The following is a 20,186-nucleotide window of genomic DNA, read 5'->3' as shown; positions in this document are numbered from 1 at the left end:
GGGGCTGCTGCTCTTGCCGCACAGGCTCGGGGATGCCGAATGATCATGGTATGTGCAACCGAGCACGTACGGAGCACACAACCGCTGGACGAAAATTCCAGAACGAGTCCGACGCCGCATAACCGCAGGTCAGAACATGATCAAAGCGCGCCCTGCAGGATTCGAACCTGCGACCGTCGGGCACCACCCACACGGTCACCGCCGACGGAGGGGCCGACGCCGCTGGAAACGTCCAAGCTCCTCGTGTCTGGTCGTTCAGCACGGTCGCCGCACCCGCGGCCGAACCGGTCAATCCCAACCCCTACTTCGAATCCACCATCGAGCCGTGGGAACCCTGGGTCAACTCACCCACCGTGACGAGGTCCACCGACAGGGCGCACCAGGGTGTGGCATCGGCCAAGTTCGTCCCGGACAGCGATTTCTGGGGCTTGGCGGCAGAGCTTTTCGAAGTCCCGGCCAGCGGGGATTACCGCCTGTCCGGCTGGTTCCAGCCGGCCACCACGGACCCGATGGAATACGGGTTCGACTTCGGCGTCGAGTGGTACGACGCCGACTTCGAGCAGGTGGGCACGGACAACTTCGTGGGTGACCCCACCGTCGGCCAGTGGCAGGCGGTGTCAGGGACGGTGACCGCCCCCGACGACGCCGCGTGGGCGGTGCTATACACGGGCGGCGCGGCCACGATGTACTTCGACGAAATCACGCTCGTTTCCGGCGCCGGACTCGCCTCGGCGAAGGCCGGCGCGGTTGTCCGTAAGCCGCGGCAGCACGGCCCGGCGAAGCTGCTCACGACCAAGGGGGCGAAGCCGAAGAAGAGCGCGACCCAGCGGACCGACGGCGATGCCGCCACGGCCACCGCCGCCGCGGCCACGACCCCGTTCAGCTACGACCACATCTCGATGGAGCAGTGCCTGGAAGCGGCGCGGCAAGCGGGCCTCGACCCGGGGATGGGGCGCGGGAACCTGGCCCAGCTGGTCGTCAGGCCGTACAGCGCCTGCTGGAGCCGCTACTTCAACGCCATCGACTACGTGTACGCCGCCAAGCTGCGCAAATGGATTCCGAAGAAGGCGAAGAAGGGCCTTCAGTGGTCGTCGGTTCGTCTGCAGTTCCAGGCGACCTGGGTCATGCACACCTACCTGGGCGACGCCACGGGCGATGGAGTCGAGAACGGCGGCACTTCCGGCGTCAAGCCTCAGCAGATCAAGATGTGGACCAAGATCAGCAACATCAACGCCTACGATCCGGTGGGCAATGTCACCGACGTGGACGACGACGAGTTCCTGCGGCTGGAGGTCAAGCCGACGGGCGATGCCGGCTCCCAGTGCACGATGACCTCCGGATCCAAGCGCGAGACGACGGTGGGCGGCTGGAAGGCGGATGGGGACGACGAGTTCGTCTTCACGATGCAGGACACCGACGGCGACAAGGCGGACAAGTGCACCTTGCGCCCCATCATGATCGATGTCGATGACGAGTGGACCTACAGGCCGATGAACCTGTGGAGCCAGGTCGTCTATGACGAGCAGGGGCAGGTGATCGGCAAGCGCACCGGCGGAGGTGACCCCTCCGGGAACGACCCCTACGAGAAGCCCTATACGCCGCACGTACGGTGTGACTGGTTCCGCACCGCGGGCGGTGACGCCGAAGGCGAGTCCCTGGCTCGCACGGCGGCGGCCAGCGCGACGAGCGGCGTGCACGTCGGCGCGTGCATCTTCCCTCTCGCCAAGCGGATCTTCGTGATGTCCAAGAGCAAGGACGCCAGCTTCCTGCAGGTCATCCAGCACATCGAAGCCGCGTTGAGGCACACAGGCACCAGCGACAACAGGTACACGGTGCCGCCGCTGCGCGACAACGAGACGCAGGACCCGCCGGTCAAGGGCGTTTTCGGTACCGAGAAGCCCAAGATCATTCCGGGCAACTGGGCGGCTCCCAAGGGCACCGACCCGAACCGGGTGGAGCCGGGCGACCCCCTCACCAAGGACAAGGCCGGCAACCAGCCGAAGAACCGGAACGTCTTCTCCCGGTCGTTCAAGGTGGGCACCACCAGCTACACCAGCTACTGCCAGTACTACTTCCCTGAGAACTACAAGGAGCCGCTGCTGTCGATGCTCGATCCGGTGTACAAGAGGGCCGAGTGCGACGAGTACCCCTTCGCCTCGACCAAGGACGGAGCCGGCTATGCGGCGGACAGGGGCATGAAGAACCATTACTCTCTCCGTGCGGTCGGGAAGAGTCACAACAGCACCGCTCGCGGTAGCCACGGGAAGGTCCTGAAGAGCTTCTACGACCGCAACCGAGTCCTGCCCGACGACAAGTTCTGGGTCTGGATCGTCAACTGATCCCTGAATCGCCCTGATCTGTGGACGCCGTGTCCGGAGCGCCGCCTCGGCGGCGCTCCGGACACGGTCGCCCGACCACATGGAGAAGACGAGATGACCGACATTCGAACCGCGCTACCGGAGCGCGACCAATATGAACTGCTGGCGGCGCACGGGTTCGACACCACCTTTTTCGGGCTCTGGATAGAACGGGACGACCTCGACGAGCTCGCCGAGCTGATGCGCCTCGACCCGCGATCCCGGCGCGATGTGCGGTTGATGCAAGAAGCGGCCACGATGGCGGACCCGCCCGTCCCGATCGACGAGAAGGACAGCCTCTGGATCGGGCCCCACAGTCCCGGCTGGTCCGTGGTGATCGGCGTCAGCGGTCCGGAACAGGTGGATGGTGGCTCAGTTCGGGAAACCGTGCGATGTTCATGGTCGACTGGGACTGGGAAATCGACGGCCTCTCCGACCTCGCCTATTACCGGGACGGAAACGTGGTCGCCGAGATCCCGGCTCTTCCCTCCGGCGAGTTCATGCCCGGGCCAGAATTCGAGCCCTATGCCCACGGTCTCCCACAAGGCGAAGACCTGAACGCGGGCGAGGAGAAGCTGGCGCACGCCTTTCTCACCGTCGTGGGACGGATGACGGGCCGCTTCCTCGACGAGGACTGGTTCCATACCGTGGGCCGCGCCTATGGCGTCCCGTCCCCTTCGGCCTGAGGCCGACCCGCGGCTCGGCCTCGCGCGACTTGCTTCCCCTCCTGATCGCGGCCCTTCTGGGAGCGACCCCGGCGCCCTTCGGTGCTGGCGCGCCTCCGGCGGCGTTAACGGGGTGACCAACCAAGCGCATGCTCGCTTTCAGTGGGAGAGTCGACAGGCTCACCCCTTTCCGAAGAGATCATCGACGCGACCTGCCCTACGGGCCTCCGACGACCTCACCCCTCGTGGACGCAGGAGTCAGAGAGATTAACGGAATCCGGCGTTAACGCAGTTCCCTCCAGGTCAGTGAGTCTTTGCCGTTGCGGTTTTCTGGACGTGGTAACGCCGGATTCCGTTCCATCGCACACAGGGTCGGCGGCGAATGGGTGTCCCGCTCGGAAACACGGTTTCATACTGTGAGCTGGGTTGTTGCTGCGCGATCAAGACGGCGGCTGCGACCATGGCGAGGGGCTGTTGTCGCTTGTCTGCCGGTTGGTGAGGGTGTGGGTGCCCGAAACTCGGCCGTTGGGTCTGACCTGGAGTCGGGCGTTTCAGTGCTGGCAGGCATGATCGCGTCTATGGCACTGCGTCTGGTCTATCTGATCTTCGTTCGGCTCGCGGGCTGGGTGGTGCTGCTGGGCCGCTCGCAGAGGTCGAAGGAAGCGGAGATCCTCATCTTGCGTCATCAGGTCGCGGTGTTGCGTCGGCAGGCGGCAAGGCCTCGGCCGTCGTGGGCGGACCGGGCGGTGATCAGCGCGCTGGCGCGGCTATTGTCTCCAGCCGGTCGTCGGCGGTTGTTCGTGACGCCAGGCACACTGCTGCGCTGGCACGCCGAGCTGGTGCGACGGCGGTGGACCTTCAAGCGGCGCAGCCATGGTCGACCCGCAACCTGCGCCTCCATCCGGGCCTTGGTACTTCGTCTGGCCCGGGAGAATTCACTGTGGGGTTACCGACGGATCGCCGGGGAACTCGCCGCTCTGGGCTACCGGGTCGGGGCCTCTACGGTGTGGTTGATCTTGAAGAACGGCGGCATCGACCCGGCGCCGCGACGTGCGGGACCGACCTGGAGTGAGTTCCTGCATGCTCAAGCTACGGGGATCTTGGCGTGTGACTTCTTCCATTGCGACACCGTGCTGTTCAAGCGCCTGTATTGCCTGGTCGTTATGGAGCTCAGGACCCGCCGGGTGCATGTCCTCGGCGCCACCGAGCATCCGACCGGGCTGTGGGTTGCACAGCAGGCCAGGAACCTGATGATCGAGCTGGGAGATAGAGCAGAGGGGTTCAGGTTCCTCATCCGCGACCGGGATACGAAATTCACCACGATATTCGACGAAGTCTTCACGGCCGAGGGCATCCACATCATCAAGACACCACCCCGGGCTCCGCGGGCCAACGCGTTCGCCGAACGCTGGATCGGTGGCCTACGCCGCGAAGTCCTCGATCGGATCCTCATCGTCAATGCCCGCCACCTACGTCGTGTGCTGGCCATCTACGAGGCCCACTTCAATGAGCATCGCCCACATCGCTCCCTGGGCCACGCCGCCCCGCTGCGAGACCTTCCCGACCCGGTCGAGGACGATATCAAGGTCATCCGACGTGACCGCCTTGGCGGACTGATCCACGAATACGCGCAGGTCGCGTAGCATGGCCGAGTTCTTGGCACCCACAGGCCACGGCAGCGGCCGAGAAGACCGCCGCCCTGCTGTTCGGCAAGGAAGACCAGGCCGAAACCGGGAGAATCGTCTCGCTGAGGAGCTGACAGTCGGATTAAGCATCCGGCCCCGCATTCGCTGACTGCTCCTGGCGAGGCGGGGCCGCTGTTCTTGCTGAGCCGGCCCGGGATGGCGGATGATCATGGTGTGTGCAGGGCTGGTGCGACCGAGCACGCACGGAGCACGCAACCGCTAGACGAAAATTCTAGAACGCATCCGATCCCGCATAGCCGCAGGTCAGAACATGATCAAAGCGCGCCCTGCAGGATTCGAACCTGCGACCGTCGGATTAGAAGTCCGGTGCTCTATCCAGCTGAGCTAAGGGCGCTCCTGCCTTATTGTGCATGATCCGGCGACTTGTCACGCACACGTTCTGGTCGTGTCAGGCCGACAGGGCGATCACCAGCCACATGAAGAGGGTTCCCGTTACCGTGGCGGCCAGGGTCCAGCCGGTGGCGCGTCTGGTGGTGTGGGCCTCCGGGAGGATGTCGGAGATGGCCAGGTAGAGGAGGAATCCGGCGAAAAGGCCCAGGTAGGCGGTCAGGACGTGGGCCGGGATGGCGATGAGGAAGGTCAGGGTGGCGCCGATCACGGGGGCCAGGGCGTCCAGGGCCAGGAGGGTGAGGGCGCGGCGGCGGGCGTTTCCGTACAGCGACGTAATCGTGTACGTGTTGAAGCCGTCGGTGAAGTCGTGGGCGATGACGCCGATGGCCACGGCGACGGCGAGCGAGGCGTCCGTCTGGTAGGAGGCTCCGATGGCGGCGCCGTCCAGGAGGCTGTGGATGACCAGGGCGGATCCGGCCGTGACGCCTACGCCGGCTCGGGCGTGGCGGTGGGCGGCGTAGTCGCCTTCGTGCGCGTCGTGCATGCCCATGGAGCGTTCGACGATGTGGATGCCGAGGAACGCCAGGGCGAACATGAGCATCGGGAGCGGGACGCCGAGCACGTCGACGGCGTCCCGGGTGAGGGCTTCGGGGAGGAGGTCGAAGGCCACGACGCCCAGCATCACGCCCGCGGCGGCGCCGAGCACGAGGTGGCGGTTGTTCTTGACGCGGTCGGCGACCAGCCCGCCCAGCAGCGTCATGAGGAAGGCCGCCAAGGAGAGCAGGATGGGCACGGTTCCTCAGGCTAGGGGGTGGCCGGGAGGCGGGGGCGGTACGACACTCGGCCGCAGGATTCCAGGAGCACGGCTCCGGAAGCAGGCCCACCAGGGGCATGGGTTCGGAGACAGGCTCCCGAAGTGCACGGGTTCGGGGACAGCCTGGCGAGGGGTGCGAATTCAAAGGCCGGCTCGTAAGATGCGCGGGTTCCAGGGCAGGCACGCGAGCGGCACGGCTTTGGAGACGGGCGTATGGGAGGCACGGTTTCGGACACAGGCTCGCAAGATGCGCGGGTTCCAGGGCAGGCACGTGAGAGGCGCGGATCGGGGACAGGCGCGGGATTCTCGTGCGGCACGGCATACGTCGGTCGCCAAGGCGTCGCGGTGGCGGGTTCAGGGCAGGGCGAAGGGGATCGGCGGGGCAGGGCGGCCCGGAACCGGGAGAAGGAACTGCCGGAGCCAGGAAAGGAGCTGCCGAAACCAGGAGAAGAGCTGCCGGAGTCGGCAGAAGCATCTGCCGGTAGCAGGGGAAGAGGGGGCAGGGTGGGAAGGGAGGGGGTGGGGTAAAGGGCAGGCGGTCGTGGGGCAAATGGGGCTAAGCTGTTGTGGCATGGTCGCGACGCTCCTGCATGAGATTCCCCTGCAGGGCGGGGACGTGACAGACGGGGTGGTGCGCGTCGGTGACACGGTGCGCAGGCCGGTCGGTCCGGCCACGCCCGCCGTGCACGCCCTGCTCAGACACCTTGAGGCAGCCGGGTTCGGGGGTGCGCCGCGGGTCCTGGGCACGGACGGGTTAGGGCGCGAGATCCTCACGTACGTCCCCGGGCGGAGCGGGTTGTGCCGGGCGGGTTCGACGGACGCGTTCCTGGTCGACCTGGCGTTACTGGTGAGGGAGTTCCACGACGCGACCGCGGGGTTCCCGCTCGACGCCGGCGGATGGGAAGGCGGGTCGAACGACGACCGCCCGCCGGAGGTCATCGGACATTGCGATCTGACGCCGGACAACGTGATCTTCCGGCAGGACACCGCCGCGGCCACCCCCGTCGCGCTGATCGACTTCGACCTCGCCCGGCCCACCACCCGGTTGTTCGACATCGTCACCACGCTCCGCCACTGGGCCCCGATCGCCGACCCGGTCGACCGCCACCCCCTTCAGCGCGACGCCGACGTCGGGGCCAGGATCCGTCTGTTCTGCGACGCCTACGGCCTTGCGCCCCGCGAACGCCGGCGGCTGCTCGAACTGTCCAGGCTCCGATTCCACCGCTCCTACGACGTCATGCGCACCCGCGCCCAGGCCGGCGGGAACTGGGCCAAGATGTGGGCGGGCGGCGCCGGGGAACGCATCCGCCGGGCGGCATCCTGGCTGGATGTGCACGAAGATGAGCTTCATGCCCATTTGGTATGACCCGCTAGGTCTCGCGCTCGGTGTCGCACTCGACCAGGTTCTCGGTGATCCTCGCAGCTCGGCCCACCCCGTCGCGCTGTTCGGACGGGCGGCGGCGAAGCTGGAGGAGTCGTCGTACGGCGACACGAGATGGCGCGGGGTGGTCCATGTCGGGATCTGCGTCGGGGGCGCGGCCGCCCTGGGCGTGCTGGCCCAGAGGAGCGGCGGGCGGGCGGTCCGTACGGCGGTGACGGCGTTCGCCACGTGGGCCGTGCTCGGCGGCACGACGCTCGCCCGCGAGGGCGTGCACATGGCCGAGGCCCTGGAGCAGGACGATCTCGGGCGGGCCCGGGCCCGGCTCCCCCACCTGTGCGGCCGCGACCCCGCCGGCCTTGAGGCGCCCGAGCTGGCCAGGGCGACGGTGGAGTCGCTGGCCGAGAACACCTCCGACGCCGTGGTCGCCCCGCTGTTCTGGGGCGCGGTGGCGGGCGTGCCGGGGCTGCTGGCCTACCGGGCGGTCAACACGCTGGACGCCATGATCGGCCACCACTCCCCCCGCTACGAACGGTTCGGCTGGGCCGCGGCCCGGCTCGACGACGTGGCGAACTACGTGCCGGCCCGCGTGACGGGACTGCTGACGGCGGCGCTGGCCGACGACCCCGTCCGGGCGCTGCGGATGCTGCGACGGGACGGTCACCGTCACCCCAGCCCGAACGCGGGCAGGTGCGAGGCCGCCTTCGCCGGCGCGCTCGGCGTCACCCTCGGCGGCACGAACGTGTACGGCGGCAGGACGGAACACCGACCCACGATGGGCGACGGCCCCAAGCCGGACGTCAAGGACATCCGGCGCGCCGCCCGGCTCACCCGCGCGGTCGGACTGGCGGCGGCGGGGCTGGCCGTGCTCACCGCATGGGGCCTGCGCCGCCGCCGTTCCGGATGATCGCGGTAATCGGCTGAATGGCGGTCAACTCATTATCCGATTGAGATTGATCGCCAGCCAGATGACGAAGGCGGCGACGGCGGTGACGGCGACCAGACCCTTCACCGCGTTGTGCGCGGTCTCCCGCCGCACCGTCACCTGCCGCTGCGTCTGCTTCCAGACCTGCCTGAGCATGATCATGTTCTGGAAGCGGCGTCCGAGCGCGAACAGGGCCAGCCCGATGAGGACGAACAGGATGACACGACCATCGGCAGGTTCCACGACACGGCCCCCTTTTTCGGTCTTGAAGAAGAAGCGTGCCCCCGCACATTTGGTTACTCACGATACTCGTCTGGCAGCTGTTTGTTGATTTAATTTATCGGGTCGAGATCCACCACGATGGGAGCGTGATCCGAGGGGCCTTTCCCCTTGCGCGCCTCCCGGTCGACGTACGCCCCCCGCACCCGTTCCGCGACCTCGGCGCTGGCGTAGACCAGGTCGATCCGCATGCCCTTGTTCTGGTGGAACATCCCGGCCCGGTAGTCCCAGTACGTGTACGGGTGCGGCCCCTTCATCGGCGTCGGCACCACGTCGCGCAGGCCGAGGTCGAGCAGCTCAGCGAGCGCTCGGCGTTCGGCGGGGGTGACGTGCGTGGAGCCGGCGAACAGCGCGGGGTCCCAGACGTCGGCGTCGGTCGGCGCCACGTTGTAGTCGCCGCAGGCCACCAGCGGCGAGCCGGCCTCCTCGGCCAGCGCGTCCCGCAGCGCGGCGAACCACTCCAGCTTGTAGGCGTAGTGCGGCGAGTCGACCGCGCGGCCGTTCGGCGCGTACAGGGACCAGACCCGCAGGCCGCCGCAGGTCGCGCCGAGCGCGCGGGCCTCGGGACGGGCGGCGCCCACCCCGTCGAGCGCGGCGAAGCCCGGTTCGCCGGGAAAGCTCGGCGTCACCTCCTCCAGCCCGACTCTCGACAACACGGCGACGCCGTTCCACCGGCCGTCGCCGTGGGCGGCGGCGGCGTAGCCGAGCTCGCCCACCTCCGCCACGGGGAACGACTCCGCGGGGCACTTCGTCTCCTGCAGGCAGACGATGTCGGGCTCGGTCGCGGCCAGCCAGTCGAGCAGGCGCGGCAGCCGTGCCTTGACCGAGTTCACGTTCCAGGTCGCCAGGCGCATCCTCCTAGCCTGCCACGGCCGGTCCCGGCGTCCGGGGTCAGACCGCCTTCATGAGGGCGGCCGAGACGTCCCGCAGGAAGCCGCCGGCGCCCGCGTCGAGCGCCGCCTTGGCCTGGCGCACGGCGTCGAGAACGTTGCCCGCCGCGCTCGGCGAGTCCTCCACCACCATGCGCAGCTCGACCTCCAGCGGGGAGCCGCCGAACCCCTCGCCCTCCAGGCGGATGAAGGCGATCTTGCGGTCGTCGAGGAAGGGCAGGTACTGGGCGCCGACGTGGGTGGAAGTGCCGGCGCCGGACGTCTTGGTGGCCCGCTTGCCGGCCATCCTGGCCGGGTCCTGGAGGTTGACGAAGTCCATGTTGCCCCCGGCCAGCAGCTGGTGCCCGTCGCGCAGCCGCACCCCGCTCGCGGTCAGGGCGTCGACCAGCGCCCGGTGCACGAGCGTCGCGCCGAACGAGCTCTTCAGGTCGTCCCCGAGCAGCGGCAGCCCGGCCGCGGCGAAGCGGTCGCGCCAGCGCTCGGAGCGGGCGAGCACGGCGGGCATGCAGTTGACGAACGCGCAGCCGGCCTCGATCGCGGCCTCGGCGTACAACTCGGTGGCGCGCTGGGCGCCGGTGGGCAGGAAGCTCACCACGACCTGGGAGCCGGTCCCGCGCAGGTGGGCGGCCACGTCGGCGACCGTCGCGGCGCCGCTCGGCTCGACCAGCTCCGCAGAGCCCTCGCCCACGCCGTCGGCCAGGATGCCCTCGCGCACCGGCACGTCCAGGTGCGGCACGTCGGCGAAGCGGCGGGAGTTGTTCGGCGGCGCCCAGATCGCCTGCGACAGGTCCAGGCCGAGCTTGGCCCGGCCGACGTCGAAGGCGGCGGTGAAGCGCACGTCGGAGACGGCGTATCCGGCGCACACGGGGTTGAGCAGGCCGGGCGCCTCGCCGTCGCGGTAGTACTCGACGCCCTGCACGAGGGACGACGCGCAGTTGCCCACGCCGATGAGGGCGACGTTCACGGTGGTCATGCCGGAGTTCATATCAGGCCGGTCCGGCGGGCGACGGCGGCGGCCTCGACACGGGAGGCGGCGCCCAGCTTGGCCATGATGTTCGACACGTGCACGCCGGAGGTCCTGGCCGAGATGAACAGCCGCTCGGCGATCTGCCGGTTGCTCAGGCCCTCGGCGACCAGGCCGAGCACCTCCAGCTCGCGGGCCGACAGCCCCGGCGTCGCCGACAGCGTCACCCGGGCGGTGGCCGCCGCCGCCTCCGCCTGCCGCCGCAGCGGCTCCGCGCCGAGCGCGGCGGCGATGGCCAGGGCCTCGCGCAGCGGCTCGCGGGCCCGCACCGGGTCCCGTTCGGCCGCGCCGACCAGCGCCCGCCCCAGCCCGTACGGCTGCCCCACGGCCCGCCAGGCGGCCACCGCGTCCGCCCACGAGCCGCCGAGCTCGGCCTCGAAGGTGGCCTTGTACGCCTCCTGCAGCCGCCCGACGGTGGGCAGGCCCGGGGGCTCGGCGCGCACCCGTCCGATGCGGGCCGCGAGGGCCAGCAGCGGCCAGGCGTAGCGGCGGCTGCGGGTCAGGTCGTGCTCGGCCAGCACGTGGTCGACCAGCCGGCGCGCCCGGTCCAGGTCTCCCCCGGCCTCGGCGAGGCGGCATTCGAGCAGGTCGGGCTCCAGGCAGGAGTCGTAGCCGCGCGAACGCCCGCGCATGAGCGGCCTGGCCTGCGCGAGCAGCGCGCCGGCCGCGGACAGCGAGCCCTCCCGCACCGCGACCGTGCCGAGCACGAGCAGGATCCAGGCGCGGTAGATCGGCGGCGGGTCGAGCGCGAGCGCTGGGGCGGCGACCTCGCGGGCCTCCTTCCAGCGGCCCAGCGAGGCGAGCGGCTCGGCCAGGTTGGCGGCCAGGTGGGCGCCGCGCGAGCGGGACAGGCCCAGGCGGGCGGCCTCGGCGATGCCGCGCCGCGCGACCGCCTCGGCCCTGGCGTGCTCGCCGGCGGCCTCCAGCGCGTCGGCCTCGCCGGCGTAGGAGACGAGCAGCGTGTCGTCGTCGGGCGCGCTGATCCGGGCGCGGGCGTACAGGGCGGAGGCGGTGGCGAGGTCGTCGTCGAGCGCGGCGAGCGCGGCCAGGGTGACCAGGGACCTGGCGTCGCCCAGCGCGTACGCCTCCTCGGCGCGGGCGCGGGCCTCGTCGTCCTGGCCGTGCCAGGCCAGCGTGCAGGCCAGGGCGCCGAGCAGCCGGGACTCGCGGGGGGCCAGCCGGACGGCCTCGCGCAGGTCGTCCAGGCCCTCCTCGCCGTGCAGGTCGCGGATGGCGACGCGCAGCTCCAGCAGGTGGGCCGCGCGCAGCGGGTCGGCGACCTCGGCGAGCGCCCGGCCGGCCAGGTCGTCGGCGCGGTGGGCGTCGCCGTCGCGCAGGGCGTCCCTGGCGGCGTCCTCGAGCACCTGGGCGTGGTCCTGGCCGTCCGCGTGCGCCCACAGCTCCAGCACCAGGTCCCATCTGCGGGCCCGCCAGGCGGCCTCGAAGGCGCGTGGCCCGTCGCCCGCGGCGAGCCAGTGGTCGGCGGCCAGCTCGGGCTGGGCCGGGGCGCAGCGGGCGTGCAGGCGGCGGCGTTCGCCGGGGAGCAGGTCGTCGTAGACGGCCTCGCGGATGAGCGCGTGCCGGAAGACGTAGGCGTCGCCGTCCACGAGCAGCAGCCGGGCCCGGACGACCGGCCGCAGCGCCTCGTCGAGCGCGAGGTCGTCGAGCCCGGCGACCTGGCGCAGCACCTCGTGGGGCGTCCTGCGCCCGGCCACGGCGGCGATCCGCAGCACGTCGAGACCGGGCCCCGGCAGCTTCTCGGCCCCGGCGAGCAGCAGCTCGCGCAGCGAGGCGGGGGTCGTGTCGCCCGCCTCGGCCAGCGCCTCGGCGAACAGCGGGTTGCCCTCGCTGCGCGCCACGATCGCGTCGACGTCGTCGCGGCCGAGCAGGCGGGCCACCTCGTCGCGGCCGAGCGGCGGCACCCTGACCACCTCGGCGCCGGGCAGCCGCAACGGCTCGCGCGAGGTCGCGACGACCATCACGCCGGGCCGTGTCAGGTTGCGCAGCAGGTACGCCAGCAGGTCGCGGGCGGCCTGGTCGGCCCAGTGCAGATCCTCCAGCACGATCACCAGGGGACGGCGCTCGGCGGCCCGCTCGACCAGCAGCAGCACCTCCTCGAACAGCCGGGCCCGGCCCAGGTCGGGCGTGTCGTCCAGCTCCCCCAGCTCGGGCAGCAGGCACGCCAGCCCCTTGCGCCCGCCGCCCGGCACGAGCCCGGCGCCGTACTCCCTGACCAGGCGGCGCAACACGGGCACGAACGGCGCGTACGCCGGCCCGCCCGGATCGGCCCCGCCCTCGGCCACCAGCGCGTCCACCCCGCCGGCGAACCGCGCGACCAGCCTGGACTTGCCGATCCCCGCCTCGCCCACGACCAGCACCGCACTCGGGGTGCGGGCCCAAGCGGCGGCCAGCCGGCCCAGTTCGGCCTCACGTCCCACGAACACACCTCTCATTATGAAGAGGCGGCTACGCATCATGCCCGATCCCGCCCAGAACGGGATTTGTCATCGTCGAAGGCATGATGACGCGTTCGTTAAGCCTGATGATGGCCGCCTCGGTGACCGGGATGCTCGGTTTCTTCCTGCTGTTCTCCACCGTCCCCCTGTACGCGGCGACCGGCGGCTCCGGCGCGTCCGGCGCGGGCCTGGCGACCGGCGCGATGATGCTGTCCACGGTGCTGGCCGAGCTGGCCGTCCCGTGGTTGCTGTCGCGGCACGGCTACCGGGCGGCGATGGCGCTCGGCCTGGTCCTGCTCGGCCTGCCCGCCCTGCTGCTGCCGCTGTCGGCGGAGCTGCCCGTGGTGCTGGCCGTCTCGCTGCTGCGCGGCGCGGGCCTCGGCGTGCTCGTGGTCGCCGGCACCGCGCTCACCGCCGACCTGGTGCCCGCCGAGCGCCGCGGCGAAGGGCTCGGCCTGTACGGCCTGGCCGTCGGCGTGCCCTCGGTCGCCGGCCTGCCGCTGGGCCTGTGGGCGGCCGACGTGCTCGGGTTCGCGCCCGTCCTCGTGGTCGCCGGGCTGCTGCCGCTCGTGGGGCTCGTGGCGGTGACCGGCCTGCCCGCCGGCCGGCCCGTCACGGCCGGCGCGGGCGGGCGGACGGGCGGGCTGGCCGCGCCGATGCTGCTCTTTGGCTCGGTCACGCTGTCCGTCGGCGTCCTGGTGACGTTCCTGCCGCTGGCGGGCTCGCCCGGGCTGGCCTCGGCGGCCCTGCTCGCCCAGTCGCTCGCCACGCCGGCGGCCCGCTGGTGGGCGGGCCGGTTCGGCGACCGTCACGGCCCGGCCAAGCTGCTCGTGCCGGGCCTGCTCGCCGCCGCCGCGGGCATCGCGCTGCAGGCGTGGACGGCCGCGCCGGCGCCGGTCGTGGCCGGGATGGCGCTGTTCGGGGCGGGGTTCGGGGTGCTGCAGAACGCCACGCTGACGGTGATGCTCCAGCGCGGCGAGCCGGCCCGCGTCAGCGCCCTGTGGAACCTGGCCTACGACGCGGGGATGGGCGTGGGCGCGACGGGGTTCGGGCTGGTGCTCGGGCACACCGGTTACCGGCTGGGTTTCGTGCTGGTGGCCGCGCTCGTCGTGGTGACGGTCCCGCTGGCCAGGGTCAGGCCCGCGTACGCGGCACTCCCACGGTGATCTCGTGGCCGAGGCGGCGGCCGGTCAGCAGCTCCAGGTCGTCGCCGCTCCAGAACCTGCCCGGGTCGTACCAGTTGGGACGCCGGCCGCCGGGCAGCAGGCCCATCTCCTCGTAGGTGACGGCCACGACCTCCGCGCAGTACGCGCTCTCCAGCGTGGCCTCCTTCCTGGCCCGCCGCGGGACCCGGCCCCTGGCCCAGCGGGCGGCCAGCCGGGCGGTGGACGGGAACGGGGTGCCGTCGAGCCGGGCGACCACGCGCAGCGCGGCGTCCTCCATCTCGGGGGTGGCCTGCGGTTCGAGCTGGCGCAGCCACGGACGCTGGCCGTAGCGGTCGGCCCAGACGGTGACCGCGTCGCGCAGGTCGTGCAGCTGGACCCCGCGCTGGTGGGTGCCCGACCACAGGTCGAGCAGCGACTTGCCCAGCTCGGCGTGCCACATCATGGGCGGCAGGTCCTCGATCACGATCGCCATGCCCACGTGGTTGACCGGGCTGTTGGTCATCGTCTGGATGGCCCGGTCGGGCACGGACCTGCCGCGGAAGATCCACAGATCGCCGGTTCTGGTCACCTTGACGGCCTCGTCGAGAGTCAGCACATCGCTAGCCTAGGCACATGCGCTGGTGGAAGATGCTCGGTCTGGCGGGAATCGCGGGGGTCGCGGCCACGGGGGTGGTGATCGCGCGCGCCGAACGCAGGCGGCGGGCGTACACGCCCGAGGAGATCAGGACGCGGCTGCGTGAGCGGGTCGAGGCGGCGTCGGAGTCGGCGGCGGAGGCGGCTCAGCCGGACGGGCGCAGCTCGTAGGCGAAGACCACGTCGGGGTAGGCCGGGTTGTCGTCGTACCCCTGGACGCCGCCCAGGTAGGCCCGCTGGTACCGCACCACCCACGGCAGCGCCGCGGCGGCGCGCACGTCGAGCACGCGTCCGGTGGCCTGCTCGTACGCCGCCTGCGCGGCCTCCTTGTCGGTCACGCTCAGCTCGGGCAGCCCTTCGAGCAGCTCGTCCAGGGTCCTGTCGCGCAGGTAGGCCAGGTTGAACACCGGCGGGTTGCCACTGCGGAAGACGTTGCCGAACCACGAGTAGCCGTCGGCGTAGTCAGGCCACCAGTACATGACGAAGATGTCCTGGCCGCGTTTCCTGCCCTGCTGCCACTGGGCGTTCCAGGACATGGCGCGGGCGTCGAGGGTGACGTTCAGCGGCTTCAGCTCCGCCGCCAGGCTGGTGGCCAGCAGCCGCTGGTCGTGGTCGCCCTGCGCGTAGGTGAGCCGCAGCCGCAGCGGCCGGCCCGCGGGTCCGTACCCGGCGCGGCCCAGCAGGGCCGCCGCGCCCGCCAGGTCCTGCCGGGGGGCGCGGCCGGCGACGTGGCCGGTCAGCCCTTCAGGGACGATGCCGCTGGCCGGCGCGGCCGCGCCCCTGAGCGCCCTGACCAGGCCGCGGTAGTCGACGGCCTGCTGCACCGCGCGGCGCACCCGCACGTCCTTCATCGGGCCGCTCGCGGTGTTGAACAGCAGCATGGCCGTCTGGTAGGAGTCCCGCTCGCTGGTGCGCACCCCGGGCGTGACCGCGGCCCTGGCGAACAGCCGGGGGCTGAGCCGGTCCACGAAGCTCACCTCGCCGCGGGCCAGCATCCGCCACGCGCGGTCGGGGTCGGGCACGACGCGGTACTTGACCGTGCTGTAGTGCGGCTTGTCCCATCCACCCCAGTATTTCGGGTACGCCTTGAGCGTCAGCTCCTCCTCCTGGCCCGGGTGCCAGGCCGCCACCGTGTACGGCCCCGATCCGGCGTCCCTGCCCGCGCCGAGCCATGAGCGCAGGTCGGGCGCCGCCTGCGTGTCGTAGATGTAGGCCGCGTACCCGGAGGAGGCCACCAGGTCGAGCGGCACGGCGTACTTCAGGGCGAAGGTGACGGTGCTCGCATCCTCGGCCTTGACGGAGGAGACGGCGTCCCAGATGTAGGACGCGCCCGCGCCGGTCTTCATCGTGCGCTCGATCGACGCCTTGACCGCCGCGGCGTCCACCGGCCGGCCGGTGTGGAAGGTCGCGCCCTGGCGCAGGGTGAACGTCCAGGTGCGGCCGTCGGGCGTCGAGCGCCAGGAGGTGGCCAGGCGGGGGGCCGACTTCTTGGTGAAGGGGTTCCAGAGGGTCAGGGTCTCGTAGACGTTCTGGAAGGCGATGAGCTCGTTGGAGTAGGAGCTCGCGGGGTCCCAGTCGGAGATGACGTCCAGGTTCTGCGCGTACACGAAGACCGACTCGGCGGCGGGGGGCCGGGGGACCTCCCTGGGCCCGGAACAGGCCGACAGAAGCGCCAGCGCGGCGGCCGCTGCAAGACGACGGCGCAACGCATCTCCCTCTGTAACCGATTTGGGGGAAACCTACTGCAAGATCACTGACACATGTCCAAAAGTCCCGAAAAATTGGGCAATTGGGTGATCGAATTGCTATCCTCTGGGCTTGTCCCGTCCGGGGTTGCCAGCAGGGGACCGACCGGAGTGAGGTGCCATGGGTCGTAGCCGGACGATCCGCATGAAGATCATCGGACTACTACTCGTGCCTCTGACCTCCATGGTCGTGTTGTGGGGCGTGATCACCGCCGTCACCGCCGGCGAGAGCCTGGAGCTGCGTCAGTACAAGACACTCTGGACGAACCTCCGCCATCCGGCGTACAAGTTGATCAGCGAGCTCCAGCACGAGCGTCTCTCCTCGGCCAAGCTGCTGCGCCAGGCCGCCTCCCGGAAGGACGTGGCCGACCAGCGCACCCGCACCGACGCCGCCAGGGACGAGTTCAGAAAGCTCTCCAGCAACTCCAAGGACCGATCGGAAGAGATCCGTACGCAGGTGGACGCGGTGTACACGCAGCTCGGCAGGCTCGACGCGATCCGGGGTGAGATCGACGACGGCCTGTCCGACCGTCTGCTCGCCGGCGAGGCGTACAACTCCGTGATCGACTCCCTGTACGGCCTGCACCGGCGCGTCGCGCTCATCGACGACATCCCGATCTACGAGCAGTCCCGCGTGATCATCGAGCTGGGCTACGCCAAGGAGCTGCTGACCAGGGAGCAGGCCATCGCGCTCGGCCCGGTCACGCCGTCCGAACGCCGGCAGTTCACCCAGATCGTCGGCAACCGGCGCTTCCTCATCGACCAGGGGCTCGGCGAGCTGGACGCGAGCCTGCGCGACACCCAGGTCTCCCTCGTCACCTCCCCCGTCTACCAGCGCATGCGGCTGATGGAGGACCGGATCATCGCCGGCGCCACGCCGCCGCGCGGCTGGCTGAGCACCACCGAGTCGATCTCCAAGACGTACGGCGAGTCGCTCATGCGGGCCAGCACGCTGCTCAACGCGCGCGCCGACCCCGTGGCCGACCAGGTGCTGTCGCGGGCGTTCATCCTGGCCGGCACGTGTTTCCTGCTGGTCATCGTGTCGATCGTGTTCTCGATCCGGATGGGCAACCGGCTGTCGAAGGAGCTGGGCGCGCTCCGGCTCGCCGCGCTGGAGGTGGCCCAGGAGCGGCTGCCGCACGTGGTGGCCAAGCTGCGCAAGGGCGAGAGGGTGGAGATGCCGGAGTTGTCGGTGGCCACCAGCACGGTCGAGATCGGCGACGTCGGCCAGGCCTTCTCCACCGTCCAGCAGACCGCCGTCGAGGCCGCGATCGGCCAGGCGCAGCTCAGCGAGGGCGTCGGGCACGTCTTCCGGAACCTCGCCAGGCGTTCCCAGGCCCTGCTGCACCGCCAGCGCATCCAGCTGGAGGACATGCAGCACCGCGCCACCGACCCCGAGGCCCTGGACGACCTGTTCCGCCTCGACCACCTGACCACCCGCATGCGCCGCCACGCCGAGGGCCTGATCATCCTGTCGGGCGCCACCCCCGGCCGCGGCTGGAGCAAGCCGGTGCCGCTGCTCGACGTGGCCCGCGGCGCGACGGCCGAGGTGGAGGACTACCGCCGGGTCACCGTCGAGCCGATGTCCGGCCAGCGCCTGGCCGGGCCGGTGGTCGGCGACGTGATCCACCTGGTCGCCGAGCTCATCGAGAACGCGACCGTCTACTCGCCGCCGCACACGCAGGTCATCGTGCGCGGTGAGGAGACCGCCCGCGGCTTCGCCTTCGAGGTCGAGGACCGCGGGCTCGGGCTGAGCGCCCAGGAGCTGGCCGAACTCAACGAGCGGCTGGCCAGCCCACCCGAGTTCGACCTGGCCGACAGCGACAAGCTGGGGCTTTTCGTCGTCTCGCGCCTGGCCGCCAGGCACGACATCCGCGTGACGCTACGCGGTTCACCATATGGAGGGACCACCGCGATCGTGTTGATCCCGGCTGAGCACGTCGCCGATCCGGAACCGGAGGCCGACGTGAAGGAGCCCGCCCGTCCTGTGATGCGGGTGGTGCCAAGTGAGTGACGAGCGCTGGCTGGACGAGGACGCCGGTCCGATCGTCCCGGCCTACCTGCTGACCAGGGGCCGTACGGTGCCCGCGAGCGAGGCCATCGACCTCATCGCGGTCATCGTCACCGCCGGCGGGCTGACGCCCCCGGTGGGGCTCGGGCCCGAGCACCTGATCATCATGCAGAAGTGCACCAAGCCCACCCGGCTGGTGGACGTGGCCGCCGAGCTGAACCTGCCCATCGGCGTGGTGCGGGTGCTGGTCGGCGACCTGCACGCGCGGCAGCTCGTCCAGGTCGAGCTGCCGCCCCCCGCGCCGGACGCCAAGGTGCTGCTGGAAGTGATCAGTGGGCTGAAGGCGCTGTGACGACCCGGCTGTTCAGCATTCCGTAGACGGTGGCGAACACCGCCGCGACCAGCCCGGCCGCCGCGGCGGTGCCGAACACCCACTGGAAGCCCAGGACGCCGGGGCGCGCGGCCAGGATCGCGGCGATGGCCGCGCCCGCCACGCTGCCGCCGACGATGCGCACCAGCGCGTTGACGCCCGCGGCCAGCGCGGTCCTGGACGGCTCGACGTGCTCGACGGCCATCGTGCCCAGGGCGGCGTAGCCGATGCCGAGGCCGACGCCCATGAGGGAGGAGGCCACGTACAGAGTGGCCGGGCTGCCGTGCTCGAACGCCAGCCACGCCCCCGCGAGCCCGGTGACGCCCGCGCCCGTCGCCACCATGAACGAGGCGGCGAACCGGCGCATGATCCGCCCCGCGAACAGCGAGATGACCAGCATGAACAGGGTGCTCGGCAGCAGGAAGAGCCCGACCTGGAGGGTGGAGGCGCCGAAGCCGAAGCCGGTCGCCTTCGGAACCTGGGCGAACTGCGACATGCCGGTCAGCATCGTGAAGAACGAGAACCCGAGCAGCATCGAGGAGACCGTCGCGCCGATCGTGCCCCTGTGCACCAGCATCGACATCTCGACCAGTGGCTCGGCCACCCTGCGCTCGACCAGCACCCAGACCACGGCCAGCACGGCGGCCGCGGCGAACAGCCCGAGCACGCCGGGCGACGTCCAGCCCCACGAGCCGCCCTCGCTGATCGCCAGCAGCAGCGCGACCAGCCAGGCGGTCAGCAACGCGGCCCCGGCGAGGTCGGGACGGCCCTTGCCGGCCGGCGCCACGTCCCGCACGAGGAAGGCCAGGATCACGACGGCCACCGCCGAGATCCCGCCGGTGATCCAGAACACCAGGTGGTAGTCACCGGCGGCCAGCCCGGCCAGGATCATGCCGCCGCCGCTGCCGAACCCCATCGTGGCGCTCAGCACGCCGATGCCGGTCGCGAGCTGCTGCCTGGGCAGCAGGTCGCGGACCACGCCGATCGACAACGGGACCAGCGCGGACACCGCCCCTTGCAGGATCCGGGCGACGATCAACCAGGTCAGCGACGTGGCCATCGCCGCCATGACCGAGCCCACCACCAGCAGGCCCAGCGCGCCGAGGATCATCGGGCGCCGGCCGTACATGTCGCCGAAGCGCGACAGCAACGGCGTGGAGACCGCGGCGACCAGCAGGCTGATGGTGAGCGTCCAGCTCACGGCCGAGAGCGAGGCGTGCAGCTCCCGCTGCAGCACGGGAAGCAACGGGACCACCGCGGTGTTCTGGAGGGCGGCGATGGAGGCCGCGAACGCCAGGGAGACCACCGTGGGCCAGGGATTGCGCATCGACGTCTCACGCGCCGCGGGTACGACGGCTGTCGCCATGTCGGCTCCTTTAGATAACTTAGGTAAGTAACCGAGAAACGATGATACATACGTAAGTTAGGTAAGCAAAC

The 20,186-nt window shown here is 70.8% G+C and carries 17 protein-coding genes and 1 tRNA gene; 9 read left to right on the top strand and 9 right to left on the bottom strand.

Features of this window, described 5'->3' with window-relative positions; genetic code table 11:
• Positions 1-386 precede the first annotated feature (386 nt).
• The 3 genes from AB0J76_RS33705 to AB0J76_RS33695 all read left to right on the top strand — a co-directional run bounded on the left by AB0J76_RS33705 (position 387) and on the right by AB0J76_RS33695 (position 4,665).
• Entirely contained in the window at positions 387-2,339 is a 1,953-nt protein-coding gene (locus AB0J76_RS33705; protein ID WP_352330317.1) for a hypothetical protein, read from the top strand.
• Positions 2,340-2,749: 410 nt separating this feature from the next.
• The gene (locus AB0J76_RS33700) at positions 2,750-3,043 is read left to right on the top strand and encodes a hypothetical protein (RefSeq protein ID WP_352328015.1); all 294 of its coding nucleotides are present in this window, start codon (positions 2,750-2,752) and stop codon (positions 3,041-3,043) included.
• A 557-nt stretch (positions 3,044-3,600) separates the two neighbouring features.
• A complete protein-coding gene (locus AB0J76_RS33695) occupies positions 3,601-4,665 on the top strand; it encodes an integrase core domain-containing protein (protein WP_352328016.1) in 1,065 nt (354 codons plus the stop codon).
• 323 nt (positions 4,666-4,988) lie between these two features.
• On the opposite strand, the gene AB0J76_RS33690 is transcribed toward AB0J76_RS33695, so the two are convergent.
• A tRNA-Arg gene (locus tag AB0J76_RS33690) sits at positions 4,989-5,062 on the bottom strand.
• A 54-nt stretch (positions 5,063-5,116) separates the two neighbouring features.
• Positions 5,117-5,851, bottom strand: a complete 735-nt coding sequence (locus tag AB0J76_RS33685; RefSeq protein ID WP_352328017.1) for a ZIP family metal transporter — start codon at positions 5,849-5,851, stop codon at positions 5,117-5,119.
• Positions 5,852-6,443: 592 nt separating this feature from the next.
• Here AB0J76_RS33685 and AB0J76_RS33680 point away from each other — a divergent pair.
• Together AB0J76_RS33680 and AB0J76_RS33675 are read left to right on the top strand one after the other, a co-directional pair.
• A complete protein-coding gene (locus AB0J76_RS33680; protein WP_352328018.1) occupies positions 6,444-7,238 on the top strand; it encodes a phosphotransferase in 795 nt (264 codons plus the stop codon).
• Positions 7,222-8,157 (top strand): cobalamin biosynthesis protein, encoded by a 936-nt coding sequence (locus AB0J76_RS33675; protein WP_352328019.1) that lies wholly within the window; start codon positions 7,222-7,224, stop codon positions 8,155-8,157. The genes AB0J76_RS33680 and AB0J76_RS33675 overlap by 17 nt, the downstream gene beginning before the upstream one ends.
• 24 nt (positions 8,158-8,181) lie before the next feature.
• On the opposite strand, the gene AB0J76_RS33670 is transcribed toward AB0J76_RS33675, so the two are convergent.
• The 4 genes from AB0J76_RS33670 to AB0J76_RS33655 form a co-directional block, all read right to left on the bottom strand.
• Positions 8,182-8,418, bottom strand: a complete 237-nt coding sequence (locus AB0J76_RS33670; protein WP_352328020.1) for a hypothetical protein — start codon at positions 8,416-8,418, stop codon at positions 8,182-8,184.
• 89 nt (positions 8,419-8,507) lie between these two features.
• On the bottom strand, positions 8,508-9,308 hold the full coding sequence (locus tag AB0J76_RS33665; protein WP_352328021.1) for an exodeoxyribonuclease III: 801 nt from the start codon (positions 9,306-9,308) through the stop codon (positions 8,508-8,510).
• A gap of 37 nt (positions 9,309-9,345) precedes the next feature.
• Complete coding sequence (locus tag AB0J76_RS33660; protein ID WP_352328022.1) at positions 9,346-10,317, bottom strand: inositol-3-phosphate synthase; 972 nt, start codon at positions 10,315-10,317, stop codon at positions 9,346-9,348.
• Positions 10,318-10,325: 8 nt separating this feature from the next.
• Positions 10,326-12,812 carry an AAA family ATPase gene (locus AB0J76_RS33655; protein WP_364391708.1) on the bottom strand — a complete coding sequence of 829 codons (2,487 nt, stop codon included), beginning with the start codon at positions 12,810-12,812 and terminating at the stop codon, positions 10,326-10,328.
• A gap of 74 nt (positions 12,813-12,886) precedes the next feature.
• On the opposite strand from AB0J76_RS33655, the gene AB0J76_RS33650 reads away from it, so the two are divergent.
• Positions 12,887-13,990: an MFS transporter gene (locus AB0J76_RS33650; RefSeq protein WP_352327462.1), complete on the top strand. Its 1,104-nt coding sequence runs from the start codon at positions 12,887-12,889 to the stop codon at positions 13,988-13,990.
• Here AB0J76_RS33650 and AB0J76_RS33645 read toward each other — a convergent pair.
• Positions 13,959-14,582 (bottom strand): hypothetical protein, encoded by a 624-nt coding sequence (locus AB0J76_RS33645; RefSeq protein ID WP_352327466.1) that lies wholly within the window; start codon positions 14,580-14,582, stop codon positions 13,959-13,961. The genes AB0J76_RS33650 and AB0J76_RS33645 overlap by 32 nt on opposite strands.
• Positions 14,583-14,602: 20 nt before the next feature.
• On the opposite strand from AB0J76_RS33645, the gene AB0J76_RS33640 reads away from it, so the two are divergent.
• Positions 14,603-14,794, top strand: a complete 192-nt coding sequence (locus AB0J76_RS33640; protein ID WP_352327461.1) for a hypothetical protein — start codon at positions 14,603-14,605, stop codon at positions 14,792-14,794.
• On the opposite strand, the gene AB0J76_RS33635 is transcribed toward AB0J76_RS33640, so the two are convergent.
• A complete protein-coding gene (locus AB0J76_RS33635; RefSeq protein WP_364391703.1) occupies positions 14,770-16,329 on the bottom strand; it encodes an ABC transporter substrate-binding protein in 1,560 nt (519 codons plus the stop codon). The two genes, AB0J76_RS33640 and AB0J76_RS33635, sit on opposite strands and share 25 nt — an antisense overlap.
• 160 nt (positions 16,330-16,489) lie before the next feature.
• On the opposite strand from AB0J76_RS33635, the gene AB0J76_RS33630 reads away from it, so the two are divergent.
• Positions 16,490-18,382, top strand: a complete 1,893-nt coding sequence (locus tag AB0J76_RS33630; RefSeq protein WP_364391700.1) for a nitrate- and nitrite sensing domain-containing protein — start codon at positions 16,490-16,492, stop codon at positions 18,380-18,382.
• Positions 18,375-18,731, top strand: a complete 357-nt coding sequence (locus AB0J76_RS33625; RefSeq protein WP_352328721.1) for a DUF742 domain-containing protein — start codon at positions 18,375-18,377, stop codon at positions 18,729-18,731. Before AB0J76_RS33630 ends, AB0J76_RS33625 begins: the two co-directional genes overlap by 8 nt.
• On the opposite strand, the gene AB0J76_RS33620 is transcribed toward AB0J76_RS33625, so the two are convergent.
• Positions 18,709-20,115: an MFS transporter gene (locus AB0J76_RS33620; protein ID WP_352328723.1), complete on the bottom strand. Its 1,407-nt coding sequence runs from the start codon at positions 20,113-20,115 to the stop codon at positions 18,709-18,711. The two genes, AB0J76_RS33625 and AB0J76_RS33620, sit on opposite strands and share 23 nt — an antisense overlap.
• Positions 20,116-20,186: the final 71 nt, after the last annotated feature.

This window comes from Nonomuraea sp. NPDC049624 (assembly GCF_040675255.1).
Classification (GTDB): domain Bacteria; phylum Actinomycetota; class Actinomycetes; order Streptosporangiales; family Streptosporangiaceae; genus Nonomuraea.
This window is presented reverse-complemented; position numbering and strand designations above follow the sequence as displayed.